We start from the raw sequence: 26867 nt of genomic DNA, 5'->3' as shown, positions 1-26867 counted from the left end.
TCGGCCCCCTCGGGCTCTTCGAGTCGAACGCGTGCCACTTTCATCGGGAGATGGGCGCGGGCACGCAAGGCGCGTGCTGCGTCAAATGCCGATGTCGTCGCCGGTGCTGGCGCTGCCGGCCGGTGGGGCGGCGTGTGCTGCGGCTACCGCTTCGGCGGCGAAGAAGGCGCGCGCCTGCTGCGCATCGTTGTCGATGGCGGCGGTGAGCGCGGGCAGCGAGTCGTACTTGGCTTCGTTGCGCAGCTTCTTGAGGAATTCGATCCGGACCAGCTTGCCGTAGGCGTCGCCGGCCCAGTCGAACACATGCGCTTCGAGCAGCACGCGTCCGTTGTCCTCGACCGTGGGCCGCACGCCGAGCGAGGCCACGCCCCGATGCGGCCCGCCATCGAGCCCATGCACGCGCACCACGAAGATGCCGGTAGTGCAGGGCCGCCGATGGCTGATGCGCACATTGAGCGTGGGAAAGCCGATGGTGCGGCCGAGCTTGCGGCCGTGGATGACCTTGCCGCTGATCGTGTACGGATGGCCGAGCAGCTCGGCGCAGCGCGCGAAATCGCCGTGCTCGATGGCATCGCGCACGGCGCTGGAGCTGACGCGGCCGCCGTCGGCATCGGCCACGGTCGGCATGCTTTCCACTGTGAAGCCGTGTTCGCGGCCGGCGGCGAGCAGGGTAGCGAAGTCGCCCTTGCGCCCGGCGCCAAAGCAGAAGTCGTCGCCGACGATCACATGCTTGACGTGGCAGGCGCCGACCAGCACTTCCTCGACGAACTGGGCGGCGGTGAGCGCCGCGAAATGGCTGCCGAAGTGCTCGACGATCACGCGGTCGACGCCGCATTGCCGCAGCCCTTCGAGCTTGTCGCGCAGATTGGCGATGCGTGCCGGCGCGCGGGTGATGTCGCCGGCCAGCTGCGCGAAGTATTCGCGCGGATGCGGCTCGAAAGTCATCACCGCGGCGGGCAGGCCGTGGGCATGGGCACCGGCCACGGCGCGCGCAAGCAGCGCCCGATGACCGCGATGCACGCCATCGAAGTTGCCGATGGTCAGCACGCAGGGCGATCGGGATTCGGGCGTGGGCAGCCCGCGGAAGACGCGCATGATGTTTATCGTCGGGGCCGGCGATCCGTGCCCGCAGCCTGATTGAGAAGACTTCGCATTATATGGGCGACAGGTAGAATTGCCGGTTTTGCGCCGCTGACGGCCCCGATTCCCATGCCCCGGAAGAACATCGTCATTCTGATCTCCGGACGCGGATCGAACATGGAAGCCATCGTTCGAGCCGCGCGCGAGCAGGATTGGGACAGCGCCTGCAATGCCCGCATCGCGGCGGTGATTTCCAACCGCCCGGGCGCCGCCGGTCTCGCCATTGCCGCCCAGCACGGCATTGCGACTGCCGAACTCGACCATCGTTCCTTCGCCGACCGCGCGGCTTTCGACGCGGCGCTCGCGCAGCTCATCGATGGCTACGAGCCGACGCTGGTGGTGCTGGCCGGCTTCATGCGCGTGCTGACGCCCGGTTTCGTCATGCATTACGAGGGGCGGATGGTCAACATTCATCCGTCGCTGCTGCCGGCCTTCACCGGGCTGCACACGCATGAACGGGCGCTTGAAGCGGGCGTGAAACTTCACGGCGCCACCGTGCACTACGTGACGGCCGAGCTCGATCACGGCCCGATCGTGGCGCAGGCGGCGGTGCCGGTGCTGCCCGGCGACACGCCCGACGACCTCGCGGCGCGGGTGCTGGCGCAGGAACACCGCATGTATCCGGCGGCCGTGCGCCGCATTGTCGACGGCAGGGTTGTGCTCGACGACGGCGTGGCCGTCCATCGCGACGGCGCGCCGTCCGTCTTTCTTGGCGACTTCGCGTCGCATTGATTTCTTCCGGCGCGGCCAGTTTCGCGCCCAGGTGTTGCGTCATGGTCCAGAACCGTCGTCCTTCCTCCCCGTCATCGCGTCCGTCCTCCGGCGAGGACAAGCCCGCGCGCGGGCCGCGTGCCCTGCGTGAACAGGCCGCGCGCCGCAGCCGCGAGGAAGTGGCGCGCGGTCCGCGCGACGATCTGCCGCTGCCGCCGCGCGATGGCGAAGCCGCGCCCGACGCCGCCCGCCCGCCGCGCGACGAGGCCGCCATCGCCGCGCGCGCCAAGCGCAATCCCGGCCAGGCGCGCCGCGCCGAGATGCGCAACGAGCTGCTCAAGCCCGCGCGCGAACGCGCCGCCGACGACAAGTCGCCGTTCCTGAGCCCGGGCCTCGCGCTCGACGCCGAACGCCTGCTCGAAGAAGTGCTGCGCTTCGACGGCGCCGCCGACGTGACCGTGTCGCATTTCTTCCGCGAGCGGCCGACCTACGGCCACCGCGTGCGCGGCCTGATCGCCGAGGCCGTCTACACCGCGCTGCGCCGGCGCGCCGAGTTCTCGCATTACGCCGTCTCGGGCGTGAACCGCTTCGAGCGCCGGCTGCTGCTGCTGGCGCTGCGCGCCAACGGCGTGTCGCTCGACGGTCTCCAGACCGAAGGCGAGATCGCCTGGTTCGAGCATCTGAAAAAGCTCACGCCCGACACGCTGCCGCCGGCGGTGCGCGCCAACCTGCCCGAGTGGCTGTGGGAGCGCCTGAGCGCCCGGCTCGGCGCCGACGAAACCCTGGCGCTGGCCGCCGCGCTCGACGCGCCCGCCGCGCTCGACCTGCGCGTCAACCGGCTCGAATCCGACCGCGACACCGTCATCGCCCAGCTCGCTAAGGCCGGCCCGCAGTACGCGCCCAAGCCCACGCCCTTCGCGCCCGACGGCATCCGCCTCGCCGGCAAGCCCGACCTCGCGCGGCTGCCGCTGTTCGAGCACGGCGTGATCGAGGTGCAGGACGAAGGCTCGCAGCTGCTGGCGCAACTGCTGGCGCCCAAGCGCGGCGAGATGGTGGTCGACTTCTGCGCCGGCGCCGGCGGCAAGACGCTGGCGCTCGGCGCGCTGATGCGCGGCACCGGCCGGCTCTACGCCTTCGACATCAATGAAAAGCGCCTCGCCAAGGCCAAGGCGCGCATCGCCAAGAGCAAGTTGCAGAACGTGCAGGTGGTGACGCTGGCCAACGAGAGCGACCTGCGCGTCAAGCGGCTGGCCGGCAAGATCGACCGCGTGCTGGTCGATGCGCCGTGCTCGGGCCTGGGCACGCTGCGCCGCAATCCCGACCTCAAGTGGCGCCAGACGCCCGAGTCGGTGGCGGAAATGAACGTCAAGCAGCGCGCCATCCTCGCGTCGGCGTCGCGGCTGGTGAAGCCGGGCGGCCGGCTCGTCTATGCGACGTGCAGCTTGCTGACCGAAGAGAACGAGACCATCGCCGACGAGTTCCTCGCCGCCCATCCCGAATTCGTGCGGCTCGACGCGCCGGCGCTGCTGCGCGCCCAGCACATCGCGCTGCCCGAGGACGGTTCGCCCTTCCTGCGCCTGTGGCCGCATGTGCACGGCACCGACGGCTTCTTCGCCGCCGCCTTCGAGCGCAAGCCGGCCGAGAAGCGCGCCGATCCGCCGGCCGCCGCCGAACCCGCCGCCGACGAATGAGCTGACGCGTCGCCATGAATCCGCTCGGCAAACGCTTCAACGAGATCGCCGCCGATCTGGCCCAGCCCGATGCGCTGTGGCAGTTGCTGGTCATCGCGCTGGCCGTGGTCGTGGGCTGGTGGGCGTCGTCGCTGCTCGACCGGCGGCTGCGCGCGCGCGCCGAGGCGCTGCGGGCCTCGGGCCATGCGGGGGCCTATCAGCTCGGCGCGGCGGCGTTCTCGCGCGTGGTGTTTCCGCTCGCGACGCTGGCGGTGCTGTTCGTCGGTCATGCGCTGGTCGGGCGTTATCTGCCGTCGCGGCTGCTGGGGGTGATGGTCGAGCTGCTGTCGTCGCTGGCGCTGGTGCGGCTGGCGATCTATCTGCTGCGCAAGGCCTTCCGCGCGACCGCCGCGCTGGCGGCCTTCGAGCGCTGGTTCGCGGCGCTGGTGTGGATCGGCTTCGCGCTCGACATCCTCGGCCTGCTGCCGCTGGTCACCGGCGCGCTCGATGGCGTGGTGCTGCCGCTCGGCAAGCACAGCCTGTCGCTGCTCGATCTGCTGAGTGGCCTCGCCACCATCGTCGTCACGCTGGTCGTCGCGCTCTGGATCGGCTCGCTGCTCGAAGCCCGGCTGATGAGCGCCGAGGCGCTCGACAGCTCGCTGCGGGTGGTGTCGGCGCGGCTGCTCAAGTCGCTGCTGGTGGTCGCGGCGGTGCTGATCGGCACCTCGGCGGTGGGCGTGGATCTGACCGCGCTGTCGGTGTTCGGCGGCGCGCTCGGCGTGGGGCTGGGCCTGGGCCTGCAGAAGATCGCGAGCAATTACGTCTCGGGCTTTGTCGTGCTGTTCGAGCGCAGCCTGCGGCTCGGCGATCTGGTCACGGTCGACCGGTACACCGGCGTGGTCAGCCACATCCGCACCCGCTACACCGTCATCCGCGCGCTCGACGGCACGGAATCGATCCTGCCCAATGAAATGCTGGTGGCAAATGCCGTCGTCAACCAGACCTATACCGATCCGAAGGTGCGGCTCGCCACGCGGGTGCAGGTCGCCTATGCCACCGACATCGAGCGCGCGCTCGCGGTGCTGGCGGCCTGTGCCGTGCATGCCCGCATCGCTACCGATCCAGCGCCGTCGGCGCTGCTCGTGTCCTTCGATGCCGACGGCATGACGCTCGAACTCGGCTTCTGGATCACCGATCCCGACAAGGGCCGGATGGGCGTCGTGTCCGACGTCAACCGCGCCATCCTCGCCGCCTTCCGCCGCGAAGGCATCGAGATTCCCTTCCCGCAGCGCGAGGTCCGGCTGCTGGGCGCGGCATCAGGCTCACCCGACATGCAACCGGCATCGCCCGGATTGCCGCGCGCGGAAGCTTGATTTCGTCCGGAACGCAATCGCGCTCCGGCGTCTAAAATGTGAAATCCGCGTGAAATGCGCGGGCCTTTTCTTTCCCCTGGAGGAAATCGATCTTGTTCGATTCCGTACTCGACTTCATCGCCAACGGCCTGCTCGACTGGTCCGGCTGGCAGATCACCGCCTTCACGCTGATCGCGACGCACATCACCATCGCCGGCGTCACCATCTATCTGCACCGCAGCCAGGCGCATCGCGCGCTCGACCTGCATCCCATCGTCAGCCATTTCTTCCGCTTCTGGCTCTGGATGACCACCGGCATGGTCACGCGCGAATGGGTCGCCATCCACCGCAAGCACCACGCGCGCTGCGAGACGCCCGAGGATCCGCATTCGCCGCAGACGCGCGGCATCGACACCGTGCTGCTCACCGGCGCCGAGCTGTATCGCGCCGAAGCCAAGAACCAGGAAACCATCGAGAAATTCAGTCACGGCACGCCGAACGACTGGATCGAGAACAACGTGTACCGCCGCTACAGCGCCGGTGGCGTGTCGATCATGCTCATCCTCGACGTGCTGATGTTCGGCGGCGCCGGCCTCACGGTCTGGGCGGTGCAGATGCTGTGGATTCCGATCACGGCGGCCGGGATCATCAACGGCATCGGCCACTACTGGGGCTACCGCAATTTCTCGGCGCCCGATGCGTCGACCAACATCTTCCCGATCGGGATCATCATCGGCGGCGAGGAGCTGCACAACAACCACCACACCTACGCGTCGAGCGCGCGGCTGTCGAACAAGTGGTACGAGTTCGACATCGGCTGGATGTACATCAAGCTGATGTCCTACGTCGGCCTCGCCACCATCCGCCGCGTCGCGCCCAAGCCCAAGTTCGTGGCGCCGCGCGCCCACATCGATCTCGAATCGCTGAATGCGGTGGTCAACAACCGCTATGAAGTGCTCGCCACCTATGCCAAGTCGCTGCGCGCGGCGCTGGCGCAGGAAAAGGACCGTCTGGCCGGCGTGCAGTCGGTCAACCTGTCCAAGCTCAAGCGCTGGGTGCAGATGGATGCCGCCAAGCTCGACGCCAGCGAGCGCGAAAAGCTCGGCGAGGCGCTGGCGCACAGCAAGTCGCTCGCGACGCTCTACGAGATGCGCCAGGAGCTGGCCAAGCTCTGGGAGCGCTCCAACCGCACGACCGAACAGCTGGTCGCCGACTTGCAGGCCTGGTGCGCCAAGGCTGAGGTTTCGGGCGTGAAGGCGCTCGAAGACTTCGCGGTCAAGCTGCGGACCTACGCCTGATCGTTCCCGTCCGCCGGGCCTTGCGGCCCGAATCAGAAAAGCCGGCTCGATGCCGGCTTTTTTATTGCCATTGACCGGATCGTCAATTGAGCAATGAATGTCTCCAATAGCGGGTTGATATTGTCGGCGGTCAGCAATTCATGACCCCGACAATGTTTCCGATATTTCCGGTTGATTAATGGTTTGGCATCTGTATTGCGATGGATGGTCTTTTCGATCGTCCATTGGCAAGAGGATGCAAGATGAAAAGTGAGTCAGGATTCAATTCCGCGGCGGCATATCGTCGATTGCTGCTGCGACGGCGACCGATAGCCGTACTGATATCGGCAGCCCTTGCTGCAATTGCAGCGGGTTCGCCGTCCGCAGCCAGTGCCGCCGACGATGCGGCGACCGTCGAGCAATTGCGCAATGAAAATGCGCGGCTGCGCTCCGAGATCGAAAGGCTGCGCGGCGGTGCTGGCAATGCGGCGGTGCCGGCGGCGGCTGCTGAAAATCCAGCGCCGGCACCGGTAGCCGAATCGGCCAGTCTCGCGCCGGTGGTAATCAATGCCCGGCCGCCGATCGAAAAGCTCAAGGAAGTGCCGAAGTCGATTTCGGTGGTGACGGGGGCCGAACTCGAAAAGACCGACACCACCGGTTTCCGCAACATCCTGTCCCGGATCGGCAACACGGCGGCCACCTACACCAATCCGCAGGCCGGCAGCCTGATGATTCGCGGCCTTGGCTGGGCCAGCGGCGCCGGCCCGCTCGATCCGAGCGTCGGCGTCAACGTGGATGGCGTGAGCTATGGCGTGAGCGGACTGGCGGCCTCGATTGCGTTTGCCGATCTCGACAGCGTCGAGGTCTTCCGCGGACCGCAGGGCACGCAGGGTGGCAAGGGTGGGTCGGTCGGCGAAATCGTGATCCGCACTCGCGAACCGAGTTTCCGGCCCGAAAGCAGCGTGTCGATCACCTATGGCCAACTCAATACGCTCAATTCGCGCGCGACGATCGGCGGAGGAATCGTCGAGGACTTGCTGGCCTGGCGTGGCACGGTATTGCGCGAGCAGGCCGATGGCCCCTATCGCAATGCCAACGATCCGAACTGGAGCTACAAGAACACCGACCGGACCTACGGCCGTGCGCAATTCCTGCTCACGCCGGGCAATGGCGTGAAAGCCCTGCTGTCGCTCGACTATTCGCCCAAGAGCAAGGAGTTCTCGGACAATTACGTCAATTTCAACCGGCCAACGCCGACTTATTACGATTCGCGTACCTCGAATGGCAGCCCGATCCGGGTCGATCAGGCCGGCGAGCCGATCGGCAAATTGTCGCGGCGCTGGTTTGCGCAGGAGGCAAGCTATGGCCCGAACGATTACACCGCCAATCAGATCAATCGTTTGAGCCAGAATCCGAACAATTACGGTTCGCGCGGCGTGAGCGCAAAGATCGACTGGTCGCTGGGCGAGCAGCGGCTGACCTCGATTTCAGCCTATCGCAGCTTTTATTTCGATTCGGGTGGCGGTCCGATTTCCGTGTTCGACATCGATCGTTCGCCGTCGACCGGGCATGTCGAATACCAGCAGTACAGCCAGGAATTGCGCCTGGCGTCGGCGGACGATGCGCAGCTCGGCTATCAGACCGGCCTGTATTTCTTCCGCGGTTCGATGCCGGAGCGCTGGACGACCGCGCGCTTCGGCTCCGATGCCGGCGCCTATTACGCAACGCCCGCGCAGTACACCCGGCTCGATGCCGACAGCGCCGGGCGCGGGCTCCTGCTCAATTCGCTCGACCGCCTGTTCACCAAGACCCGCGATTCGCTCGACAACCGCAGTTACGCCTGGTACGGCAACCTGCGCTGGCGCGCGAGCGATGCGCTCGGCTTTGCGGGTGGGCTGAGACTGACCCAGGAGTCGCGCAGCACCGAGTCGAGCCGCTTCATCGTCGATCAAGGCTATGGCGCCGGACTGAATCCGGTGGCGATCAACAACGTGGCGCTCGGCGGCTTCAACAGCGATGCGGCGACCGGCACGCTGGCAAGCGGCAACAGCGCGGCCCAGATCGCGCTTGCCGATTCGGTCGCGCAGAAATACTTCGGCGTGCAGACCTATGCCGGCCTCACCGGCGACCAGCAGCGGCAGGTGGCTGCCGCCAAGGCGATCCGGCGCGCGCGCATCGGCTCGGTCTACGGCTCGGTCGAGGCGCAGGGCTTTCGCCAGCTGTTGCCGACCGCGAATTTCAGCACCAGCTATCGCATCGACGACGACCTCACCACCTACGCGAGCTGGCAGCACGGCGAGAAGGCCGGCATCTCGCAGATCGTCGGCGCGACCGCGGGCGGCGGGACCTCGGTCCCGGTCAAGGCGGAACGCAGCAATGCCTTCGAGGTCGGCCTCAAGTCGTCGCTGCTCGAACACACGCTGGCGCTCAATGCCGGGCTCTATCTGCACAACGTGCGCGACTACATCCAGCCGCTCTATTTCTACGATGCAGCCCAGACCGCGGCCAACAACGACGGCCGGCTCGCCTATGCCTCCGGCCTCGGCAACGTGCCCAAGGTGCAGGCGCGCGGCCTCGAACTCGATGCGAGCTACGACGGCTTCAGCAACTTCGACATCCGGCTCGCGGGCGCCTACAACGACGCGCGCTACAAGGACTTCCGCTTCCTCGCCAAGCCGGCGGAACTCGGCGGCACCTCGACGCCCTATTACGACGCCACCGGCAAGACGCTGCCCGGCTCGGCCAAGCTCGCGTTCAACCTGTTCGTGGGCTATTCGCAGCTGCTGACCGGCGATGTGCGCGGTCATGCCGACCTCAACTACCGCTACACCACCAGCTACAACAACGATCCTTCGCTGTCGCGCTATGCGGTGGTCGGTGCCAACGGGCTGGTGGATCTGGCCCTGGGGCTCGGTCATCGCGACAAGTCGTTCGACGCGACGCTGCTGGTGCGCAACCTGCTCAACAGCGACACCGGCTTTTACAGCAACTGGAACACCTTCTATCCGAGCAATCCGCGCTGGGTCGGCATCAACCTGACGGCACGGCAATAAGGGCGGCAGCACGGGGCCGGCCATCGGTCGGCGCCCGTCTGCCACCGCAGAAACGACAAAGCCCGCTCGAGGCGGGCTTTGCTTGCGGAGCGACCAGGATCACTTGATCTTGGTTTCCTTGTAGATGACGTGCTTGCGAACGACGGGATCGAACTTCTTGATCGCCATCTTCTCGGGCATCGTCTTCTTGTTCTTGGTGGTCGTATAGAAATGACCGGTACCGGCGGTCGATTCCAGCTTGATCTTGTCGCGCATGGTGCGGGTTCCCTTTCAGCGAGCGGCGAGGCTCAGATTTCGCCCTTGGCGCGCAGTTCGGCGAGGACGACATCGATGCCGTTCTTGTCGATCGTGCGCAGCGCGTTGGTCGTCAGACGCAGGCGAACCCAGCGGTTTTCGCTCTCGACCCAGAACCGGCGGTATTGCAGGTTGGGCAGGAAGCGACGCTTCGTCTTGTTGTTGGCGTGGGAAACATTGTTTCCCACCATCGGCTTCTTGCCGGTTACTTGGCAAACGCGGGCCATGTGAGCACTCCCGGCGGGTATCGAACCGCAACCCCCACATGCCTGGAGGCCCCGGGATCGCCTGCGCAAGCGGCATAGCCAGCACGCAGAGAACCCACCTAATGATGGTGAATCGGAAAAGCCCGCGATTATATGCGGTGACGGCACGCTCAACAAGCCGCGCGCAAATCGACGGCTAGAGCCAGCCACGCTCGGCGAACGACAGCGCCTGATGGCCCGCGATGATGAAGTGATCGAGCGTGCGCACATCGACCAGCGCGAGCGCATCGCGCAGCGTGCGGGTGAGCGAATGGTCGGCGCCGCTCGGCTCGGGCGCGCCCGATGGATGGTTGTGCGCAAACACCACCGCCGACGCATTGCAGGCCAGCGCGCGCTTGACCACTTCGCGCGGATAGACGGCGGTCTGCGCCAGCGTGCCGCGAAACAGCTCCTCGGCCGAGATGAGCCGGTTCTGCGTGTCGAGGAACAGCGCCATGAACACTTCGTATTCGAGGCCGGAGAGCTTGAGCCGCAGCAGATCGCGCACGGCCTGCGGCGAGGTGAGCCCGGTCGTGGTCTGGCGCAACTCCGATTCGATGGTGCGCCGGGCCATTTCCAGCACCGCCTGGAGCTGGGCGTACTTGGCGTCGCCCATGCCGGGGATGGCCGAGAAGTCGGCGCGTGCGGCGTTGAACAGCCGGCCGAGCGAGCCGAAGCGCTGGATGCAGTCGCGCGCCAGATCGACGGCGCTCTTGCCGCGCACGCCGACGCGCAGGAACACGGCGAGCAATTCGGCGTCCGAAAGAGCGCCGGCGCCTTGCGCGAGCAGGCGTTCGCGCGGGCGTTCGGCTTCGGGCCAGTCGGTGATCGCCATGCGGGTGCCTTGGTCAAGGAAGAGGGCGCCCGGGGGCGATTGCTAAAATCTGAGCATTGGGCTTACAGGACCGGTTATGAAAAATGTCGTCTCGGACGGGGCTTACCTCACGCTGCACTACCGTCTTTCATGGGCGGAGGGCGAGCAGGCGGGGCAATCGATCGTGAGCACCTTCGAGCAATCGCCGGCCACGCTGCAACTGGGCGGTGGCCAGCTGTCGCCGGGGCTGGAGGCGCGGCTGATCGGGCTGGAAGAAGGCGCCGACGTGCGCATCGACCTCGCGCCCGAAGAAGCCTTCGGCCCGCGCAACCGCGATCTGGTGATGCCGATTTCCATCGCCACCTTCCGCGACAAGATCGATCCGGCCGGCAGCTTTGCGGTCGGCGACATGGTCCCGGTGCCGGGCCCGAACGGCGCGCGGGTGCAGGGCGTGCTGACCGCGCTCACCGACGAGGCGGCGACCATCGACTTCAACCATCCGCTCGCGGGCCGGGCGCTGGCCTTCGAAGTCAAGATCATCGGGGTGATGTGAGCATGATCGAGGAACTGGTCCTGGCCCAGCCGCGCGGCTTTTGCGCCGGCGTCGACCGCGCGATCGAGATCGTCGAGCGCGCGATCGAGCGCTTCGGCGCACCGATCTATGTGCGTCACGAGATCGTGCACAACCGCTACGTGGTCGAGGATTTGCGCGCGCGCGGCGCGGTGTTCATCGACGAGCTGGCCGAGGCGCCGGCCGGCGCGACGGTGGTGTTCTCGGCGCACGGCGTGTCGCGCGCGGTGCGCGACGAGGCCGCGTCGCTCGGCCTGCGCATCTTCGACGCCACCTGCCCGCTCGTGACCAAGGTGCATTACGAGGTGGCCCGGCTGCGCGAGGAAGGCCGCGAGATCGTGATGATCGGCCACGCCGGCCACCCCGAAGTGGAAGGCACGATGGGGCAGGTGGATGGCGGCATGTACCTGGTCGAGTCGGTCGAGGATGTGCGGTCGCTCGTCGTGCGCGATCCGGCGCAGCTCGCCTGCGTGACCCAGACCACGCTGTCGGTCGACGACACGACGCATGTGCTGGCGGCGCTGCGCGAGCGCTTTCCGGCCATCGTCACGCCGCGCAAGGCCGACATCTGCTACGCCACGCAGAACCGGCAGGACGCGGTCAAGTTCATGGCGCCGCAGGTCGATGTGGTGATCGTGGTCGGGAGCGCGACCAGCTCCAATTCCAACCGCCTGCGTGAGCTGGCCGAGAAGGGCGGGCTGCCGGCCTACATGGTCGACAACCCGGCCGATGTCGATCCGGCGTGGATCGTCGGCAAGCGCCGCGTGGGGCTCACGGCCGGCGCGTCGGCGCCCGAGGTGCTGGTCAAGCAGATCGTCGACCGCCTGCGCGAACTGGGCGCCGGCAAGATCCGCGAACTCGACGGCGTGCAGGAAAACGTCACCTTCCGCCTGCCGAGCGAGCTTGCCGAGGCCGACCCGCTGGCAAATTCGTGAACTGCTGCTAGAATCGCGGGCTCACTGATGCCGGTGTAGCTCAGTCGGTAGAGCAGCGCATTCGTAATGCGAAGGTCACCAGTTCGATTCCGGTCACCGGCACCACTCGATTCAAGGCAAAAGGCCCCGTTCACAAAACGGGGCCTTTTGCTTTTGCGGCTTCTGCGCATGCGTCTTGCAACCGGCGCACGGCCCCAGCGTCTAGGGCCAGGGATAGGGCGCCACTTCCACGCCCGCGGCGCGGTACTTCTCGACCAGCCCGCGCCGGAACGCCACCACATCGGCGACCGGCTCCGCCATGCGCTGCGACACCTCCGCCGCATCGAAGCGCGCGATGCCCGCCGGCGCCTTGGCCCAGCGCGCGGCAATGTAATTGAGCACTGCGGCAATCTCCTGCGCCGACAGGCTCGACGACACCACGCCCGGCACATGCAGCAGATAGGTCCGCCCCTGCGCGTCGCGGTAGAACGGATCGACCAGGCCGGGGAAGGGCGGGATGCCGCTTTCCGGCGCGCCATGGCCTTCGATGCCGTGGCAGCCGGCACAGCGCAGCAGATAGTTGGCGCCGGGCGACAGCTCGCCCGCGAGCGCGGCCGACGGCAGCAGCGCCGGCCCCGCCAGCCCCGCCAGCAGCGCCATCGCGACACGCAGCGACGACCGCTTCATCACTCCCCCTTGCGCAGCGCGCGCAGCCTGGCGTGGGTCAGCGGGCTCTTGCGCGCGGCCTCGATCGCTTCCGGCGTCACCGTCTGCGTCAGGCCGTTGAGCGTGCCGAGCACCCAGCTCGCGATCTCGGCCGCTTCGGCGGCGGCCAGTTGCGTCTGCGCCGGCATGACCAGCCCGCGATAGACCTGCCCGTTCGCCTCGATCGTCCCGCTCAGGCCCGCCGCCAGCACATTGGCGAGGTAATCCGGCGCGCGTTCGCCGAGCGCCTGCCAGTGCGCCGGATTGCGCAGCGGCGGCGCCAGCCCCTCGATGCCAACGCCGCCCGCACCATGGCAGGCCGCGCACACATTGGCGAAGGACTCCGCGCCACCGGCAAACGCGGCCGGCGCGCCCGCCAGCAGCGCGATGCCGGTACCGAGCGCCGCCAGCCCGCGCCGCCAGCCCTGCCGCCTCATTCCGCCATCCCCACCAGCACGGCGACCGTGCAGTGATAGCCCTTGTTGGCATTGGCCATGCACCAGTTGATGTCGTTGTGCAGGCCCATGCGATAGCCCGGGCGCTCGCGCTCGGAGGTGAGGCATTCGGTGCTGTGGGCCATCGGCTTGCCGCAGCAGTCGTTGTACGAGACGAGGTAATCCTTGCCGTCGTTGGGATTGCGGCAGGTGCCGACCCAGGACACCTTCGACGCCTCGCTGCCCGGCGGGCAGCTGGTGAGGCTGCCGCCGGCGCTGTTGCACAGCACGCCGTCGAGCGCGCAATAGCGCCAGTACGAACAGGCGTACTGGTCGTTCTTGTCGCCGCCGGTCGCGGCCCAGGCATTGCCGGGCGCGCGGTCGAAGGGCAGCACCGGCACCAGCGCCGTGCCCGCGAGCGCGAGGCCGGTCCTGGACAGCAGGCTGCGGCGGCCGACGCTGGTGGCGGTCTTGCGGGCGCGCTTTTCGGTCGCGCGGTCGATGACGGAAAGCAGGGAATCGATCAGCTTGTTCATGAAGCGGCTCACAACGATTGGGAATGGGCGAGTTGGCGACCGTTGAAATCCTGGACCGAGGCGAATCCGGTTTCGACGGCGTTGAACAGGCTTTCGAGCTGTTCGCGGGTATTGACGAGGCCCTTGGCGCGCACGACGCCGGTGCTGTCGATCAGCACGGCAAACGGCAGACGGGCCACCTTGTAAGTGACGCCCAATTGCTCCGACAGCACATAAGGCAGGCCGCTCAATTGCGCATCTGCGATGAATTGGCGGTGGCGCGATTCATCGCCATCGCTGGCCAGCGCGATGTCGAGCCATTGGCGCTCATCCTGCTGAATTGCCTTGATGGCCGGAATCAGCTTCTTGCAGACCGGGCAGCTCGGTGAAAGAAAGAACACCAGCCGGCTCTTTGCCGCTGCCGAGCCGATCTGCACCTGGCCGCCGGTAAGGCTGGGCAGATTGAACACCGGCGCCAATTCGCCGATCTTGGGGCCGCTGTCGTTCACCATTGCGCCCACCGGCGAAATGCGCTCGAAAAGAATGCCGATCTGCCGGGCCAGCGCGAAGATGATGAACATCATCGCGATCACCGCCAGTGCCAATACGGCCACGATGAAATAGAGAAGTGTCATGGGCAAGCGCCCCTTTCAATGCGGTAAATCGGTCGCGCCAGTGGGCGGCGCGAGCTTTTGCCAATTGGCGAGGGAATAGGCGGCCAGTTCATAGACCAGCCAGCACAGAAAGCCGCCGGCAATCGCCAGCGCGGTTTCGGTGGTGGAAAAGGCGCCGGGCGCGCGCTGCGCGAGCACGGCCCCGAGACCGGCGAGTGCCGCATTGCGCATGACCAGCCACCACGACACGGCCTGGCGGGCACCGCCGCAGCCGCAGTCGATGTGGCGCCGTCCGCGCGCGACATTCACGCCCATCGCGAGTCCGTAGCCGAGCAGCAGCGCCGCCGCCGCCGCCGCGCCGGCGGCCGACGTGCCGGGCACGACCAGCGCGCCAACCGTGAGCGCCTCGGCGCCCGCCGCCAGCGCCGCCGCCGGCCGCGCCAGCGCCACCGGCAGCACGCGGTAATCGGCCACGTAGCCGGCGAAGCGGTCGAACTCCAGCGTCTTGTGCCAGGCGGCGCGCGTGAACAGCAGCAGCAGAAAGACCGTGCCGGCCAGCGCCGCGAGATCGCCGAAGGCCGCGTTCACTTGGCGGCGCCGGCCGCATGGCCGAGCTGGATGTAGTCGCCGATCTTCTCCAGCTTGTGCGTGGGCTTGGCGGCGTAGCGCGCGCTCGGGTCGATCTCGTAGCGCGTCAGGTCGGCGGTTTCGCTCACGCCGATCAGCACCGGCGCCTTGTCGGCGCTGACGAAGATCGCCGACAGCTTCTCGACCGCCGAGCGGTATTGCACCGTCCGGCTCTTGAGGTCGAGCGCCCAGACCTCGCTGGCCGGGTCCTTGTGCGAGCCCTCGTGGCCCTCGGGATGCATGCCGACGAACAGCACGTTGTTGGCCGCGTTGTACGCGCTGATCTGGTAGCCGCCCGGGCGCCAGTCGCCGGGGATGCCGGCGGCAAAGTCGTATTTCTCCTTCACCTTGGGCTGGGCGCCGGAGTTGTCGATGCGGAACAGCTTGCCGGTGAAGGAGACGAACAGCAGCTCCTTGCCCGCGCGCTCGGCATGCATGAATACGGCGTCGGTATCGGTATCGAAGAACTTCTCGCTGCGCACCGGCGCCGCATGGCTGCCGTCGGCGCCGACGCGGAAGCTGGCGAGCGTGCCGTCGCCGCACAGGGTCGAAAAGCCGAGCCCCTCGGGCAGGGCATAGACGCCCCAGCAGCCGGGCGTCGGCACTTCGCCGATCTGCTTGCCGGCGGCCAGATCGACCACGCTCACCGAGCTGGCCGGCGTCGCGTTCTGGATCAGCGCGTATTTCTCGTCGGCCGAAAGCGCGAGCAGCGAGCTATAGGCCAGGCTTTGCGCCAATTTCTCCGAAATCGGAATCTCGCGGCGAATCGTCAGCGTCTTGACATCGTGCTCCTGCAATACCGCTTCGAGCGGGCCATGCACGATGCGCTTGGGAAAGATCGACACGGTCCAGACCGTGCCGCCATCTTTCGAGACGAGGAAATTGCCGATCAGGCCCAGGCTCATCAGACCCTTGTTGGTCAGATCCTCGGTCGAGAACACATTCACCCGGCTGGCACCGCTCCAGTTCTGATCGAGAACGAATGCATTCGGGCCGGGCTTGATTTCCTTTTCGACGGAAAGCGTTTCGGGAACGAATTCATCGGCGGCGAACAGCGCATTCGCGCACATCATGCCGATGGCCGCCGCAATCGCGGTCAGGACGGTTTTCATTGGGAATCTCCAGGCTTCGATGCTTTGCCCGGCGCGCGGCCGGACGAATTGGCGAATCTTTCGCGCTGGAAATGGTGCCGATGCCGGCAGGGGGAGTAAAGAATTCCGCGGGTTTTCGATTTGCACGCGCTTGGTGCGGAAAACCGGCAATTCTTCCGCCGAAAGGCCGATTCTTGATGGCCGATTGGCAAGCCGCACCGCGCGGGGGCCGGGCAATGCGCTCGGGCAGAAAACTCTTCCCCGCTGTGGTGCGAAACGGGTCGGCTTTTCGGGTGAGATCAGGCCGATTCTTGATAGTGGCTGGCACGCCCGGCGCTGGCCCGATGCGGGCGGCGCAAAGTGGCTCTTTCAACTTGCGCGAATGTGCTTTCGCGCAGTGCCAATCCTGCGGTCAGCCCAGCAGCAGCTGGTCGGCGAGCGCGCCGGCGGTGCGTGGATCGAGCGGCCGCAGCCGCGCATGGCCGGGCGTGCGCGCCGTCACCGACGGCAGCTCGCCGAACATCGCCTTGTAGTACTGCGAAAAGATGCCGAGGTGCCAGAAGCCCCAGGCATGCGCCGCCGTCGAGACCGCGACGCCGTCCTCGACCAGCATGCGGCGCACCTCATGCAGCCGCAGCTGGCGGATGTAGGCGACCGGGCTGATGTCGAGCACATGCACGAAGGCGTGGTGCAGACCGCGCCGGCTCATGCCGAGCTGCTCGCACAGGTCGGTGACGGTGGGTGCGCTGCCGCGCCGGTCGAGGATGAATTCGCGCGCGCGGTCGACGATGGCGCGATGCACATGCTGGCGGTCGCGCAGCAGGCGGTTGTCGTGCTGGGCCTCGCCGAGCGCGAGCACGCAGGCATCGAGCACGTCGTCGGCCAGCTGGCGCAGCGCGGCCGGGTGTTGCAGCAGCGCCGGCGTGCTGGCGCTGGCGCGGATGGCGCTGCCGAGCGTGCGGCGAAAGCGCGTGCCGGTCAGGCTCGTGAGGCCGCGCAGCGGCGCGTCGTCGAGCAGCGGCGCAATGTCGCGGCCGAGCACGATGCGCGCATGGCGCAGCAGCGCGTCGGTATCGAGGCTGGCGACGACGATGTCGGAGTCGTGCGGCGCGCGATAGCGGATGAATTCATTGGCCGGCAGCACCCAGAGGCTGTGCTCCTCCATCGGCCGGCCCTGCAGAAAGCCGCCGCGCCCCGACAGCGTCATGCCGACGGTGCAGCGGTCGTCCGGGCCCTGGCAGCGCTCGTCGGTGGCCTGGTTGAGCGTCTCGCGATAGACCTGCACCGGCCCGAGCTTCACCTCGATCAGCCGGCCGACGAACTGGCCGCAGGACAGCTGCATGTAGTCCTGGGTCCAACCCGGCAGACAGGCGGCCTGGAGCTGGGCGTCGGAGGTTTCGACGCTCAGGTATTGGCCGGGGGCGGTGGGCTGGGGCGGGAGCATTGGCGGGGCAACGGGAAAAGGACGAGCCGGCAATGGCGAGCGAAGCGCGCATCGCCCGATGGCGCGGACGCGATGTCGCGTCAGCCGGCGGTGACACGGCCGGTCAGCCTGCCACGCAAGCCATGTGCCGTTGCGCACGACGCCGCGCCGGCCGACGGCGAGCGTGCTGCTGGCCGATACTTGGCACTCCGCCGCCCACGCGCGGCACCTCAATGCACAGGACCCGCCATGTTCCTCGCCATGAACCGTTTCCGCATCGCGCCCGGCCGCGAGCAGGAATTCATCGACATCTGGAAGAAGCGCGAGAGCTATCTCGACGAAGTGCCCGGCTTCAAGGAGTTCCACCTGCTGCAAGGCGCGACCACCGCCGAGTTCACGCTGTTCGCGTCGCATTCGGTCTGGGAATCGCGCACCGCGTTCGAGAACTGGACCCAGTCCGAAGCCTTCCGCAAGGCGCATGCGGGCGCCGGCGCCTCGCGCGACATCTACCTCGGCCCGCCCAATCTGGAGCTGTTCGACGCGGTGATCTGAGCCGGATCGGCGCTGGCGCCCAGCGCCGTGTGCACCGTCGGCCAGCGGTGCCGAAAGCGCAGTTCGCGCACCAGCCGCAGCGGCTGCATGCGGCGCGACTCGTTCATGAACGACCACAGCATCGGGCTGACCGCGCGCCGCACCTCGTCGCGCGGCAGCCGGGGCGGCGGCGGCAAGCCAAAGCGTTCGGCCACCAGGTCGAACCAGTCGCCCATCTTCAGTTCGGTGAAATCGCAGGCGTTGTAGACGCGCGCAATCCGGCGCGTGCGCAGCGCGGCCACGCACATCGCGGCCAGATCGTCGGCATGCACATGGTTGCTGTAGCTGTCGTCCTCGGCGCGGATGGCCGGCGTGCCGGCGCGCAGCCGGGCCAGCGGCAGCTGCGCCGCGTCGTAGATGCCGGGCGCGCGCAGCACCGCCAGCCGCCAGGCGCCGGCGCGGGCCGCGCGCGCGAGCTGGCGTTCGGCATCGACGCGGCGGCGCGCGCGCGCATTGGCCGGGCGCGGCGGCCGCGCTTCGTCGATGCGCGCACCGCCGCAGTCGCCATACACGCCGGTGGTGCTCACGTACACGAACACCGGCCGGCGGCCATGGGCGCGATGCGGGCTTGCCGGCGCGGCAGCCGGATCGCTGGCTAGAATCCGCCGCCCGGCGCCCGCCGTCAGTGCCGCCACCAGCCGCCGCGTGCGCAGATCGCGTTCGCCCGAAGCTTGCGGCGGCGCCAGATGGATGACCGCGTCGAAGTGCATTCTTGCCAGCGGCGCCAGCGTGCGCGCGCGGTCCAGATTGCCGACCACGACCCGGCGCGCGCCGGCCGCACGCAAGGCCGCCCGGCGCGAAGCTTGCGACGTGAGCACCGTCAGTTCGGTGCGCCGGCGCAGCAGCGCCATCGCGCGCGCGCCCACGTTGCCCGCGCCCACGATCAACACCTTCTTTTTCATGCGAACACCTTTATGAGCTCCAATGTCGTGGTCCGGCCGAGCGGCCGCAGCTTTAGCGCCGATGCCGGCGAAACCCTGCTCGACGCCGGCCTGCGCCAGGGCGTGACCCTGCCTTACGGCTGCCGCGACGGCGCCTGCGGATCATGCAAGGCGCGCGTGCTGTGCGGCGAAGTGACCCTCGGCGCCTATCAGCCGCGCGCGCTCACCGATGCCGAAGCCAAGACCGGTCATGTGCTCATGTGCCGCGCCCACGCCCAAGGCGATGTCGAAATCGAATGCCGCGGCGTCGTGGCCGAAGGCGTGGTGCCGCCGCGCAAGCTGCCGACCCGCGTCGCCAGCATCACGCGCCCGAGCGCCGACGTGGTCGTGCTGCGGCTGCAACTGCCGGCCAACGAGCGGCCGCAGTACAACGCCGGCCAGTTCCTCGACTTCATCCTGCGCGACGGCACGCGGCGCAGCTATTCGATCGCCAACGCGCCGCATCTGGCCGAGCAGATCGAGCTGCACATCCGCCATGTGCCGGGCGGCAAGTTCACCGACACGCTGTTCGGCGCCGCCGAGCCGGCGCTGAAAGAGCGCGACATCCTGCGCATCGAGCTGCCGCTCGGCACTTTCTTTTTGCGCCAGTCGACCAAGCCGGCGCTGCTGCTGGCGACCGGCACCGGCTTCGGCCCGCTCAAGGCGATCATCGAGCACGCGATCCACACCAAGGACCCGCGCACGCTGCGCCTGTACTGGGGCGCGCGCACGCTCAAGGATTTGTATGCGCACGACACCGCGCTGGAGCTGGAACGTCAGGCCAAGGCGGCCGGGCTCGACTTCACCTATGTGCCGGTGCTGTCGCGCCCCGCGCCCGAGGACAACTGGACCGGCCGCACCGGCCATGTGCAGGACGTGGCGCTGGCCGACGAACCCGAGCTGATGATGTGGCACGCCTATGCCTGCGGCTCGCCGGCCATGGTCGACGAAGCGCGCCGCGTGCTGGTCGAGCAGGGCGAGCTGAACGAGGACAACTACTTCGCCGATGCCTTCACCACGGCGGCGGATTCGGCCGGCGCCTGAGCCGCAGCGGCTAGAGCTCCTCGCCCAGATAGGCCGCCCGCACCTTGGGATCGACCAGCAGCTGGGCGGCCGGCCCGCTCAGCGTGACCTCGCCCGAATCCATCACATAGCCACGGTCGGCAATCTGGAGCGCGAGGCGTGCGTTCTGCTCCACCAGCAGGATGGTCACGCCCTCGGCATGCACCGCGCGCACCACCTCGAACACCTTCTCGACCATGATCGGCGACAGCCCCATCGAGGGCTCGTCGAGCAGCAGCAGCTTGGGCTGGCTCATCAGCGCGCGCGCCATCGCCAGCATCTGCTGCTCGCCGCCCGACATGGTGCCGGCCAGCTGCCTGGCGCGTTCCTTCAGGCGCGGGAACAGGCCGAACATGCGGTCGATGTCGGCCTGCACCTGACCGTCGCTGCGCACATGCGCGCCCATCAACAGGTTCTCGGTGATGGTCATGCGCGCGAACACGCCGCGCCCTTCCGGCACCATCACCAGCCCGCCGCGCAGCAGCTCGAAGCTCTTGCGCCCGGCGATCGGCTGGCCGAAGTAGCCGATGCTGCCGCTCCACGGCACGCCGCCGGTGATGGCCTTGAGCGTGGTCGTCTTGCCCGCGCCGTTGGCGCCGATCAGCGACACCAGCTCGCCGGCGTTCACGTCGATATCGATGCCCTTGACCGCCTGGATGCCGCCATAGCCGACCTTCAATCCGCGCACCGCGAGCACGCTGCCCGGCGCTGTCTGTTCCACCGCGCTCATGCCTGCGCTCCCCCGAGATAAGCCTCGATCACCGCCGGATTGCGCTGCACCTCGGCCGGCGGCCCGACGGCAATCACCTTGCCGTAATCGAGCACGGTCACGCGGTCGCACAGGCCCATCACCAGCTTCACGTCGTGCTCGATGAGCAGGATGGTCCGGCCCTCGGCCTTGATGCGCACCAGCAGTTCGCGCAGCTGGAGCTTCTCGGTCGCGTTCATGCCGGCGGCCGGTTCGTCGAGCGCGAGCAGCTTGGGTTCGGTGGCGAGCGCCCGGGCAATCTCCAGCCGGCGCTGGTCGCCGTAGGACAGCGTGCGCGCCTGAAAACTCGCGTAGCGCGCGATGCCGACGAACTCCAGCAGCTCCTCGGCGCGCCGGCGGATGTCGGCTTCCTCGTTGCGCTCGAAGCGAGTCTTGAAGATGGCGCGCGCCAGCCCGCTCTTCGTGCGCACATGGCGGCCGACCATCACGTTCTCCAGCGCCGTCATGTCGGGGAACAGGCGGATGTTCTGGAAGGTGCGCGCGATGCCGGCCTCGGCCACCTTGTGCACGGCGGTCGGCGCATAGGGCTCGCCGCCGAGCACGAACTCGCCCGAGTCGGGCGTGTAAAGCCCGGTAATCACGTTGAAGAAAGTGGTCTTGCCGGCGCCATTGGGGCCGATGAGCCCGTAGATCTGGCCGCGCGTGATGTCGAGGCCCACGTCGCCCAGCGCCTGCAAGCCGCCAAAGCGCTTGTTGACGCCGCTCACATGAAGAATCAGCTCGCTCATTGCGCCGCTCCGCCGGTCTTGGCCGGCACCACGCCGTGTACCGGCGCCGGCCACAGCCCCTTGGGCCGCAGCAGCATGATCGCCACCATTGCCACGCCGTAGATCAGCATGCGCAGCACCTCGGCATCGACGATCACGCGGCCGAAGAGCGCGTCCTGCGCCGGCCCGGCCACATAGCGCAACGCCTCGGGGAAGACCGCCAGCAGCACTGCGCCGAACACCACGCCCGGGATGTGGCCCATGCCGCCGAGCACCACCATCGCCAGCACCACGATCGACTCCATCAGGCTGAACGACTCCGGCGAGATGAAGCCCTGGAAGGCCGCGAACATCGAGCCCGCCACGCCGCCGAAGCTCGCGCCCATCGCGAAGGCCAGCAGCTTGATGTTGCGGGTGTTGATGCCCATTGCCTTGGCCGCGATCTCGTCCTCGCGGATCGCCATCCAGGCCCGGCCGATGCGCGAATCCTGGAGCCGGTTGCAGGCCACGATGGTCAGCACCGTCAGCCCCAGGAACACGTAGTAATAGAAATAGGTGCCGACGTACTTGGTGCCAAAGATCTCGTGCCGCTTGCCCAGGCTGAAGTCGCCGAAGGCGATCGGGTCGATCAGGTTGATGCCCTGCGGCCCGTTGGTGAGGTTGAGCGGCGCGTTCAGGTTGAGCATGAAGATGCGCACGATCTCGCCGAAGCCGAGCGTGACGATGGCCAGGTAATCGCCGCGCAGCTTGAGCGTGGGCGCGCCCAGCATCACGCCGAAGAAGGCCGCCAGCCCGCCCGCGAGCGGAATCACGAACCACACCGGCACATGCATGCCGCCCGGCACCAGCGCCGCGATGGCTGGGAAGGTTTCGGTCAGATGCGGCGACGCGAGCAGCCCGTACATGTAGGCGCCGACCGCATAGAACGCGATGTAGCCGAGATCGAGCAGCCCGGCGAAGCCCACGACGATGTTCAAGCCCAGCGCCAGCATCACGTAGAGCAGCGCGAAGTCGAGGATGCGCACCCAGGCATTGCCGAAATGGCCCACGCCAAACGGCAGCAGTGCCAGCACCACGGCGGTGACCAGCGTGGCCGCGATGGCGCCGCCCGGGTTGTCGGCAAAGCGCGGGAACAGCGTCGGCTTGCGGTTGAGGGCTTGCGGAGTGGAAGTCATGGCGGCGTCCTCAGGCGCGGTCGGCGACGCGCTCGCCCATGATCCCGGACGGGCGCAGCGTGAGCACGATGATGAGCACCACGAAGGCGAAGATGTCCTGGTAGTTGCTGCCCAGCACGCCGCCCGTGAGGTCGCCGATATAGCCGGCGCCGAGCGCCTCGATCAGCCCGAGCAGCAGCCCGCCGACCATCGCGCCGTACAGGTTGCCGATGCCGCCCAGCACCGCCGCCGTGAACGCCTTGAGCCCCGGCAGAAAGCCCATGTAGAAGTGGGCGATGGAATAGTTGGCCGCGATCATCACGCCGGCCACGGCGGCCAGCGCCGCCCCGAGCGCGAAGGTGATGACGATGACCCGGTCGGGGTCGATGCCCATCAGCGCCGCGACGCGCGGGTTCTCGGCGGTGGCGCGCATCGCGCGGCCGAGCTTGGTCTTGTTGACCAGCAGTACCAGCCCGGTCATGAGCGCCAGCGACAGCGCCACGATCATCACCTGCACCGGCGTGATCGACGCGCCGCCGACGGCCATCGGCGCATTGGGCAGCAGCGCCGGAAACACCATGTAGTTGCGGCTCCAGATCAGCATTGCCAGCGTTTGCAGCGTGATCGACACGCCGATGGCGGTGATGAGCGGCGCCAAGCGCGGCGCGTTGCGCAGCGGCCGGTAGGCGATGCGCTCGATGGCGATGTTGACCAGCACGCAGACCACGATGGCCGCTGCCAGCGCGATCAGCAGCACCAGCGGGCCGGGCAGCCAGGGCGCCTGCTCCTGCAGCAGCTTGGCGGTGCTCAGCGCGGTCAGCGCGCCGACCATCAGCACATCGCCATGCGCGAAATTGATGAGCTGGAGAATCCCGTAAACCATCGTGTAGCCGAGCGCGATCAGCGCATACACGCTGCCGAGCACCAGCCCGTTGATGAGTTGCTGAAGCAAAGTCTCCATGCGTTTCCTTGAGGCGTTGGGCAGGGCGGGCCGACCGGTGCGCGCACGCAGGAACCATTCCATTGCCGGCGGGTTGAAAACCGGGCAATGCGCTGGCGCTTGCGAGGGCGGCGGATTCTATCCGCGCACAATCGCGGCCCCGGCGAGGTTGCGCGCTTGCGGCGCGGCCTGTGCGCCGGTTCATGACGGAGAGCAAATTGAGGGTGATCGTTCTCGGCGCCGGCATCGTCGGCGTCGCCAGCGCGTGGTTCCTGCGCGCGCGCGGCTGCGAGGTGACCGTGGTCGACCGCCAGGCCGGCGCGGCGCGCGAGACCAGCTTCGCCAACGGCGGGCAGATTTCGGTCTGCTATGCCGAGCCCTGGGCCAATCCGGCGGCGCCGCTCAAGATCGCCAGATGGATGGCGCGCGCCGATGCGCCGCTGCTGTTCCGCCCGCGCCTGGACTGGCGCCAGTGGGACTGGTGCCTGCGCTTCCTGCGCGAATGCACCGACGCGCGGCTGCGCGCCAATGTGCGCGACATCGTCACGCTGGCCAGCTATTCACGCGCCACGCTGCAAGCGCTGCGCACCGAGCTGGCCATCGATTACGACCATCTCGAGCGCGGCATCCTGCGTTTCTTCACCGACCGCGCGGTCATGGAAGCGGTCGCGCCCGGCGCGGCGCTGATGCGCGAATTCGGCGTCGAGCGGCGGGTGCTGGATGCGGCCGGCGCAGTCGCCATCGAGCCGGCGCTGGCGTCGATCGCGCACCGCATTGTCGGCGCCGACTACACCGCCGCCGACGAGTCGGGCGATGTGCATCGCTTCACCGCCGCGCTGGCCGAGCGGGCGCGCGCGGCGGGTGTGGACTTCGTCTTCGACCAGGAGGTGACGCGGCTGGTCGCGCGCGACGGGCGCATCGCGGCGGCCGAGCTGCTGGGCCGCGACGGGCGCCATTCAGCGCTCGGCGGCGATGCCTTCGTGGTGGCGCTTGCAAGCCAGTCGCCGGCGCTGCTGCGGCCGCTCGGCATCCACGCGCCGATCATCGCGGCCAAGGGCTATTCGGCGACGTTTCCGGTGGTCGATGCCGCCAGGGCGCCGCAGGTGAGCCTGATCGACGATGCGCACAAGCTGGTGTTCTCGCGCTTCGGCGATCGCTTGCGCGTGGCCGGCACGGTCGAGCTGGGCAGCGAGCAGCCGCGCGCGCTCGACGATGTGCGCTGCGAGACGCTGCGGCGCCGCAGCGCCGAGCTGTTTGCCGGCGCCTGCGACTGGTCGCAGCCGGCGTTCTGGACCGGGCTGCGGCCCGCCACGCCGTCGAACGTGCCGCTGATCGGCCGCAGCCGCGTGGCCAATCTGTGGCTCAACTGCGGCCACGGCACGCTCGGCTGGACGACGGGAGCGGGCTCGGGCGCGCTGCTCGCCGATCTGCTCACCGGGCGCGCGCCGGCCATCGATTTCCGGCCGCCGATGGGGCGGCGCTGAGGCGGCGGTCCGGCGCCGGCGCTTCGGCCCGAACGGCCCGAGCGGAGTGAACGGCCCGAACTGAGCCGCGCGCCGCCGTCAGGTTCACACGCCGAGCGTCTCGGTCCAGGCCAGCGCGCTCATGTGCGCCTCGCTGACCGAATACGGCTCCAGCTGGAGCGCCAGCGCCAGATCGCCGAGCCGGTTGAAATCGCCGCCCTCGCAGGCTTCGACGAGATGCAGGAAGGGGCCGTAGACGCCGGTGTGCTCCAGCAGCGCATCGGTCACCTCGGCCGGCAGCGCCAGCGTGGCCAGCACCTGCTGCATCGGCATGCCGAGCATCGCGTCCAGCGCCGAGAAGATGCCGACCACGAAGGCGTTGTCGCACTGGTCGCGCGGCAGCAGCTTGAGCGCCAGCAGCTCCATCAGCCGGCCGCGCGTGATGACGGTGCGCGCCAGCGCCGGCGGCACGCTGTTGGCACCCACGGTCGCAAACAGCACCGCGAGCCAGCGGAACAGCTTGGCGTAGCCAAGAATCATCACCGCATGGCGAAACGAGGTGACCTCGCACATCAGCCCGAAGCCCGAGCTGTTGATGTAGCGCAGCAGCTTGAACGACAGCGCCGGGTCGCGCTTGAGCACCGCCTCGATGGCGCTGGCGTCGGCCTCGCGCCGGGTCAGGTCCATGAGTTGCAGCACATTGCCGTGCGCCGGGCTGATGCTCCTGGTGCCCAGGGTGCGCGGGCGCTGGAAGTAATAGCCCTGGAACAGATGGAAGCCGAGATCGCGGTAGCGCTCGAACACCTCGCGCGTCTCGACCCGCTCGGCGACCAGCCGCAGCTTGTTGTTGAGCGCCGCCAGCCCGAGCAGCCGCTGGGCGTCGCGCGGCGGCAGCTCGCGCACATCGATCTTGAGATGGCCGAGCAGCGGCAGCCAGGCGCGGAAGGCGTCGTCGAGCATCCAGCCGCCGCCGGCCAGGCGAAAGCCGCGTTCGCGCAGCGCCGCCAGCTGCTCGCCGATCTCGGCAATGCGGCCGGCCGGCGCGCGGTCGGCGATCTCGATCACGATGCGCTCGGGATGGATCAGTTCCAGGTGCTCGCCGTCGAGCGCATCGAGCGAGGCGTTGACGAAGGCGTCCTTGTCGCCGAACAGCGTGTCGGCACCGAAATTGGACAGCGCATGGAACAGCAGCACGCTGTCGCTCTCGCGCGTGTGGCGGGCCGGCGCATGGTCGGTCTCGGCATCGGCGCGCGACAGCAGCTCGTAGCCGACGATCTTCTCGTCGCGGTCGAGAATGGGCTGGCGCGCGATGAAGGTGTGCGACGCCCCGTCGTCGGGTGCGCCCGTAGTGAGTGCTTCTCGCGATCCCATCGGCAGGGTTCTCCGTGGCCATCGCATCCCGGCGCGCGGGCGGCGCCCGTGGCAGACGCGGCGGCATCCTGCCGATGGTCGGTGCAGTGGCACGGCGCCGATCGGCGGAAATGGCGGGCGTTTTGCGGTGCGCGCCCGGTCGTGCGGCCGCCGTCGGCGCTCGTGTATGTTCCGGCGCGTCTCTTGCGCGCGGGGCCGCCATGTACTGGATCTACGTAATCTGCTTTGGCCTGTCGATCGCCAAATGGGCCGATGTCGACTGGCTGCGCAACCTGTCGTGGTGGTGGCTCACGCTGCCGCTCATCGCTTCCATCGCCTGGTTCGAGGTGCTGGAGCGCGAATTCGGCTTCGACAAGCAGCGCGAGCTGCAGGACGCCGAATACGAGCGTTCGCGCCGCGAGCGCATCGAGCGCGGCGTCGGCCGGCGCCGGCGCTGAGCC

At 68.1% G+C, this 26867-nt stretch carries 29 protein-coding genes and 1 tRNA gene; 12 read left to right on the top strand and 18 right to left on the bottom strand.

What is annotated here, in order from left to right; translation table 11 throughout:
- Positions 1-81: 81 nt before the first annotated feature.
- Positions 82-1095 carry a bifunctional riboflavin kinase/FAD synthetase gene (locus tag B9P64_RS01480; RefSeq protein WP_085314489.1) on the bottom strand — a complete coding sequence of 338 codons (1014 nt, stop codon included), beginning with the start codon at positions 1093-1095 and terminating at the stop codon, positions 82-84.
- Between the two features lie 114 nt (positions 1096-1209).
- Here B9P64_RS01480 and purN point away from each other — a divergent pair, with 114 nt between their 5' ends.
- The 4 genes from purN (at position 1210) to B9P64_RS01460 (ending at position 6171) form a co-directional block, all read left to right on the top strand.
- On the top strand, positions 1210-1872 hold the full coding sequence (gene purN / locus B9P64_RS01475; protein ID WP_085314488.1) for a phosphoribosylglycinamide formyltransferase: 663 nt from the start codon (positions 1210-1212) through the stop codon (positions 1870-1872).
- Positions 1873-2171: 299 nt separating this feature from the next.
- Positions 2172-3542, top strand: a complete 1371-nt coding sequence (locus B9P64_RS01470; RefSeq protein ID WP_085314580.1) for an RsmB/NOP family class I SAM-dependent RNA methyltransferase — start codon at positions 2172-2174, stop codon at positions 3540-3542.
- Positions 3543-3556: 14 nt separating this feature from the next.
- The gene (locus tag B9P64_RS01465) at positions 3557-4894 is read left to right on the top strand and encodes a mechanosensitive ion channel family protein (RefSeq protein ID WP_085314487.1); all 1338 of its coding nucleotides are present in this window, start codon (positions 3557-3559) and stop codon (positions 4892-4894) included.
- Between the two features lie 92 nt (positions 4895-4986).
- Entirely contained in the window at positions 4987-6171 is a 1185-nt protein-coding gene (locus tag B9P64_RS01460; RefSeq protein ID WP_085314486.1) for a DesA family fatty acid desaturase, read from the top strand.
- A 175-nt stretch (positions 6172-6346) separates the two neighbouring features.
- On the opposite strand, the gene B9P64_RS24875 is transcribed toward B9P64_RS01460, so the two are convergent.
- Positions 6347-6802, bottom strand: coding sequence for a hypothetical protein (locus B9P64_RS24875; RefSeq protein WP_176256681.1), 456 nt, complete (start codon positions 6800-6802; stop codon positions 6347-6349).
- On the opposite strand from B9P64_RS24875, the gene B9P64_RS01455 reads away from it, so the two are divergent.
- Positions 6771-9203, top strand: a complete 2433-nt coding sequence (locus B9P64_RS01455; protein ID WP_176256680.1) for a TonB-dependent receptor — start codon at positions 6771-6773, stop codon at positions 9201-9203. The genes B9P64_RS24875 and B9P64_RS01455 overlap by 32 nt on opposite strands.
- A gap of 99 nt (positions 9204-9302) precedes the next feature.
- Here B9P64_RS01455 and rpmG read toward each other — a convergent pair whose 3' ends face one another.
- From rpmG to radC, 3 genes are all read right to left on the bottom strand, one after another.
- Positions 9303-9458 carry a 50S ribosomal protein L33 gene (gene rpmG / locus B9P64_RS01450; RefSeq protein WP_085314484.1) on the bottom strand — a complete coding sequence of 52 codons (156 nt, stop codon included), beginning with the start codon at positions 9456-9458 and terminating at the stop codon, positions 9303-9305.
- A gap of 32 nt (positions 9459-9490) precedes the next feature.
- The gene (gene rpmB, locus B9P64_RS01445) at positions 9491-9724 is read right to left on the bottom strand and encodes a 50S ribosomal protein L28 (protein WP_085314483.1); all 234 of its coding nucleotides are present in this window, start codon (positions 9722-9724) and stop codon (positions 9491-9493) included.
- 175 nt (positions 9725-9899) lie between these two features.
- A complete protein-coding gene (gene radC / locus B9P64_RS01440; protein ID WP_085314482.1) occupies positions 9900-10577 on the bottom strand; it encodes a RadC family protein in 678 nt (225 codons plus the stop codon).
- Between the two features lie 76 nt (positions 10578-10653).
- Here radC and B9P64_RS27195 point away from each other — a divergent pair, with 76 nt between their 5' ends.
- The 3 genes from B9P64_RS27195 (at position 10654) to B9P64_RS01430 (ending at position 12167) form a co-directional block, all read left to right on the top strand.
- Complete coding sequence (locus tag B9P64_RS27195; protein ID WP_235839856.1) at positions 10654-11109, top strand: FKBP-type peptidyl-prolyl cis-trans isomerase; 456 nt, start codon at positions 10654-10656, stop codon at positions 11107-11109.
- A gap of 2 nt (positions 11110-11111) precedes the next feature.
- Positions 11112-12062, top strand: a complete 951-nt coding sequence (gene ispH / locus B9P64_RS01435; protein WP_235839855.1) for a 4-hydroxy-3-methylbut-2-enyl diphosphate reductase — start codon at positions 11112-11114, stop codon at positions 12060-12062.
- 29 nt (positions 12063-12091) lie between these two features.
- Positions 12092-12167, top strand: a tRNA-Thr gene (locus tag B9P64_RS01430).
- A gap of 96 nt (positions 12168-12263) precedes the next feature.
- Here B9P64_RS01430 and B9P64_RS01425 read toward each other — a convergent pair.
- The 7 genes from B9P64_RS01425 to B9P64_RS01395 all read right to left on the bottom strand — a co-directional run bounded on the left by B9P64_RS01425 (position 12264) and on the right by B9P64_RS01395 (position 17471).
- Entirely contained in the window at positions 12264-12728 is a 465-nt protein-coding gene (locus tag B9P64_RS01425; RefSeq protein WP_085314480.1) for a c-type cytochrome, read from the bottom strand.
- Positions 12728-13183 carry a c-type cytochrome gene (locus B9P64_RS01420; RefSeq protein WP_085314479.1) on the bottom strand — a complete coding sequence of 152 codons (456 nt, stop codon included), beginning with the start codon at positions 13181-13183 and terminating at the stop codon, positions 12728-12730. The genes B9P64_RS01425 and B9P64_RS01420 overlap by 1 nt, the downstream gene beginning before the upstream one ends.
- Positions 13180-13716 carry a methylamine dehydrogenase light chain gene (locus B9P64_RS01415; RefSeq protein WP_085314579.1) on the bottom strand — a complete coding sequence of 179 codons (537 nt, stop codon included), beginning with the start codon at positions 13714-13716 and terminating at the stop codon, positions 13180-13182. The genes B9P64_RS01420 and B9P64_RS01415 overlap by 4 nt, the downstream gene beginning before the upstream one ends.
- Positions 13717-13724: 8 nt before the next feature.
- Entirely contained in the window at positions 13725-14330 is a 606-nt protein-coding gene (gene mauD / locus B9P64_RS01410; RefSeq protein WP_085314478.1) for a methylamine dehydrogenase accessory protein MauD, read from the bottom strand.
- A gap of 15 nt (positions 14331-14345) precedes the next feature.
- Positions 14346-14897 (bottom strand): MauE/DoxX family redox-associated membrane protein, encoded by a 552-nt coding sequence (locus tag B9P64_RS01405; protein ID WP_085314477.1) that lies wholly within the window; start codon positions 14895-14897, stop codon positions 14346-14348.
- Positions 14894-16048, bottom strand: coding sequence for an amine dehydrogenase large subunit (locus B9P64_RS01400; protein WP_085314476.1), 1155 nt, complete (start codon positions 16046-16048; stop codon positions 14894-14896). The genes B9P64_RS01405 and B9P64_RS01400 overlap by 4 nt, the downstream gene beginning before the upstream one ends.
- A gap of 391 nt (positions 16049-16439) precedes the next feature.
- Positions 16440-17471, bottom strand: coding sequence for a helix-turn-helix domain-containing protein (locus tag B9P64_RS01395; RefSeq protein ID WP_085314475.1), 1032 nt, complete (start codon positions 17469-17471; stop codon positions 16440-16442).
- A 228-nt stretch (positions 17472-17699) separates the two neighbouring features.
- Here B9P64_RS01395 and B9P64_RS01390 point away from each other — a divergent pair, with 228 nt between their 5' ends.
- Positions 17700-18002 (top strand): antibiotic biosynthesis monooxygenase family protein, encoded by a 303-nt coding sequence (locus B9P64_RS01390; RefSeq protein ID WP_085314474.1) that lies wholly within the window; start codon positions 17700-17702, stop codon positions 18000-18002.
- Here B9P64_RS01390 and B9P64_RS01385 read toward each other — a convergent pair.
- Positions 17957-18943, bottom strand: a complete 987-nt coding sequence (locus B9P64_RS01385; protein ID WP_085314473.1) for an NAD-dependent epimerase/dehydratase family protein — start codon at positions 18941-18943, stop codon at positions 17957-17959. The genes B9P64_RS01390 and B9P64_RS01385 overlap by 46 nt on opposite strands.
- A gap of 12 nt (positions 18944-18955) precedes the next feature.
- On the opposite strand from B9P64_RS01385, the gene B9P64_RS01380 reads away from it, so the two are divergent.
- A complete protein-coding gene (locus B9P64_RS01380; RefSeq protein ID WP_085314472.1) occupies positions 18956-20005 on the top strand; it encodes a CDP-6-deoxy-delta-3,4-glucoseen reductase in 1050 nt (349 codons plus the stop codon).
- A gap of 10 nt (positions 20006-20015) precedes the next feature.
- Here the strand turns inward: B9P64_RS01380 and B9P64_RS01375 are convergent, their stop codons facing one another.
- The 4 genes from B9P64_RS01375 to B9P64_RS01360 are packed head-to-tail and all read right to left on the bottom strand — an operon-like array spanning position 20016 to position 23614.
- Positions 20016-20753, bottom strand: coding sequence for an ABC transporter ATP-binding protein (locus B9P64_RS01375; protein WP_085314471.1), 738 nt, complete (start codon positions 20751-20753; stop codon positions 20016-20018).
- Complete coding sequence (locus B9P64_RS01370) at positions 20750-21520, bottom strand: ABC transporter ATP-binding protein (RefSeq protein WP_085314470.1); 771 nt, start codon at positions 21518-21520, stop codon at positions 20750-20752. Before B9P64_RS01370 ends, B9P64_RS01375 begins: the two co-directional genes overlap by 4 nt.
- On the bottom strand, positions 21517-22674 hold the full coding sequence (locus B9P64_RS01365; protein ID WP_085314469.1) for an ABC transporter permease subunit: 1158 nt from the start codon (positions 22672-22674) through the stop codon (positions 21517-21519). Before B9P64_RS01365 ends, B9P64_RS01370 begins: the two co-directional genes overlap by 4 nt.
- A gap of 10 nt (positions 22675-22684) precedes the next feature.
- Entirely contained in the window at positions 22685-23614 is a 930-nt protein-coding gene (locus tag B9P64_RS01360; RefSeq protein ID WP_085314468.1) for a branched-chain amino acid ABC transporter permease, read from the bottom strand.
- Between the two features lie 197 nt (positions 23615-23811).
- On the opposite strand from B9P64_RS01360, the gene B9P64_RS01355 reads away from it, so the two are divergent.
- Positions 23812-25077, top strand: coding sequence for a D-amino acid dehydrogenase (locus tag B9P64_RS01355; protein ID WP_085314578.1), 1266 nt, complete (start codon positions 23812-23814; stop codon positions 25075-25077).
- An 84-nt stretch (positions 25078-25161) separates the two neighbouring features.
- On the opposite strand, the gene B9P64_RS01350 is transcribed toward B9P64_RS01355, so the two are convergent.
- Entirely contained in the window at positions 25162-26427 is a 1266-nt protein-coding gene (locus tag B9P64_RS01350; RefSeq protein ID WP_139826080.1) for an EAL and HDOD domain-containing protein, read from the bottom strand.
- Positions 26428-26627: 200 nt separating this feature from the next.
- Here B9P64_RS01350 and B9P64_RS01345 point away from each other — a divergent pair, with 200 nt between their 5' ends.
- Entirely contained in the window at positions 26628-26864 is a 237-nt protein-coding gene (locus B9P64_RS01345) for a hypothetical protein (protein WP_085314466.1), read from the top strand.
- The last annotated feature ends 3 nt before the right edge of the window (positions 26865-26867 follow it).

The organism is Derxia lacustris, assembly GCF_002105195.1.
GTDB classification, from domain to species: Bacteria; Pseudomonadota; Gammaproteobacteria; order Burkholderiales; family Burkholderiaceae_E; genus Derxia; species Derxia lacustris.
This window is presented reverse-complemented; position numbering and strand designations above follow the sequence as displayed.

Bases quoted from the DNA above. Each gene is read 5' to 3' on its own strand.
- B9P64_RS01470 (WP_085314580.1), top strand. From the start codon at position 2,172: ATGCGCAACGAGCTGCTCAAGCCCGCGCGCGAACGCGCCGCCGACGAC.
- radC (WP_085314482.1), bottom strand. From the start codon at position 10,577: ATGGCGATCACCGACTGGCCCGAAGCCGAACGCCCGCGCGAACGCCTG.
- B9P64_RS01370 (WP_085314470.1), bottom strand. From the start codon at position 21,520: ATGAGCGAGCTGATTCTTCATGTGAGCGGCGTCAACAAGCGCTTTGGC.
- B9P64_RS01465 (WP_085314487.1), top strand. From the start codon at position 3,557: ATGAATCCGCTCGGCAAACGCTTCAACGAGATCGCCGCCGATCTGGCC.
- B9P64_RS01415 (WP_085314579.1), bottom strand. From the start codon at position 13,716: ATGAACAAGCTGATCGATTCCCTGCTTTCCGTCATCGACCGCGCGACC.
- B9P64_RS01360 (WP_085314468.1), bottom strand. From the start codon at position 23,614: ATGGAGACTTTGCTTCAGCAACTCATCAACGGGCTGGTGCTCGGCAGC.
- B9P64_RS01420 (WP_085314479.1), bottom strand. From the start codon at position 13,183: ATGAGGCGGCAGGGCTGGCGGCGCGGGCTGGCGGCGCTCGGTACCGGC.
- mauD (WP_085314478.1), bottom strand. From the start codon at position 14,330: ATGACACTTCTCTATTTCATCGTGGCCGTATTGGCACTGGCGGTGATC.
- purN (WP_085314488.1), top strand. From the start codon at position 1,210: ATGCCCCGGAAGAACATCGTCATTCTGATCTCCGGACGCGGATCGAAC.
- B9P64_RS01425 (WP_085314480.1), bottom strand. From the start codon at position 12,728: ATGAAGCGGTCGTCGCTGCGTGTCGCGATGGCGCTGCTGGCGGGGCTG.
- B9P64_RS01390 (WP_085314474.1), top strand. From the start codon at position 17,700: ATGTTCCTCGCCATGAACCGTTTCCGCATCGCGCCCGGCCGCGAGCAG.
- B9P64_RS01395 (WP_085314475.1), bottom strand. From the start codon at position 17,471: ATGCTCCCGCCCCAGCCCACCGCCCCCGGCCAATACCTGAGCGTCGAA.
- B9P64_RS01350 (WP_139826080.1), bottom strand. From the start codon at position 26,427: ATGGGATCGCGAGAAGCACTCACTACGGGCGCACCCGACGACGGGGCG.
- ispH (WP_235839855.1), top strand. From the start codon at position 11,112: ATGATCGAGGAACTGGTCCTGGCCCAGCCGCGCGGCTTTTGCGCCGGC.
- B9P64_RS01380 (WP_085314472.1), top strand. From the start codon at position 18,956: ATGAGCTCCAATGTCGTGGTCCGGCCGAGCGGCCGCAGCTTTAGCGCC.
- B9P64_RS01400 (WP_085314476.1), bottom strand. From the start codon at position 16,048: ATGAAAACCGTCCTGACCGCGATTGCGGCGGCCATCGGCATGATGTGC.
- rpmG (WP_085314484.1), bottom strand. From the start codon at position 9,458: ATGCGCGACAAGATCAAGCTGGAATCGACCGCCGGTACCGGTCATTTC.
- rpmB (WP_085314483.1), bottom strand. From the start codon at position 9,724: ATGGCCCGCGTTTGCCAAGTAACCGGCAAGAAGCCGATGGTGGGAAAC.
- B9P64_RS01480 (WP_085314489.1), bottom strand. From the start codon at position 1,095: ATGCGCGTCTTCCGCGGGCTGCCCACGCCCGAATCCCGATCGCCCTGC.
- B9P64_RS01385 (WP_085314473.1), bottom strand. From the start codon at position 18,943: ATGAAAAAGAAGGTGTTGATCGTGGGCGCGGGCAACGTGGGCGCGCGC.
- B9P64_RS01365 (WP_085314469.1), bottom strand. From the start codon at position 22,674: ATGACTTCCACTCCGCAAGCCCTCAACCGCAAGCCGACGCTGTTCCCG.
- B9P64_RS27195 (WP_235839856.1), top strand. From the start codon at position 10,654: ATGAAAAATGTCGTCTCGGACGGGGCTTACCTCACGCTGCACTACCGT.
- B9P64_RS01375 (WP_085314471.1), bottom strand. From the start codon at position 20,753: ATGAGCGCGGTGGAACAGACAGCGCCGGGCAGCGTGCTCGCGGTGCGC.
- B9P64_RS01345 (WP_085314466.1), top strand. From the start codon at position 26,628: ATGTACTGGATCTACGTAATCTGCTTTGGCCTGTCGATCGCCAAATGG.